This is a genomic window from Paenibacillus sp. 10L310 (genome assembly GCF_056395745.1).
Window position 1 is genome coordinate 1 of record NZ_JBFTKC010000076.1, and the last position, 393, is coordinate 393.

Consider the following 393-nt stretch of genomic DNA (forward strand, 5'->3'; position numbering starts at 1 on the left):
TTGTTAAGATTCATTTTAAATCAAAAAGGCTATATTTCGTTCACATTGGAACGGAATATAGCCTTTTTCTCTATCCTTTTACTTTGAGTCTTTCATGAGTGTAATGATTCGCTTGAGATTAACAGTAAATATGGCCATGGCACCTTGCATTTGCATGCCAACAAGACCCGAGGACGATGCAACATCATACCCGTGTCTGTGCTTGAGTTCGCTATTTTTCGCTTCAATTTTATAACGTTCTTTTGATTTTTCTTTGAAACCATCGCTATTTTGAAATGCCTCATGTTCCTTATGTTCGGTCGATTTGATGGTTACAGAATAGGTTTTACTTTTCGCACCTTCTTTATAGCACCCGTCTTTCATTGGGCATACTTTGCATTTTTCAATGTCAAA

1 protein-coding gene is annotated in these 393 nt (G+C 36.6%); it reads right to left on the minus strand.

Translation table 11 applies throughout. The features are described 5' to 3' along the window. Positions 1-78: 78 nt before the first annotated feature. Positions 79-393, minus strand: a 315-nt coding sequence (locus AC1DE7_RS31900) for a transposase (protein ID WP_477535899.1), incomplete at its 5' end; no start/stop codon positions are given.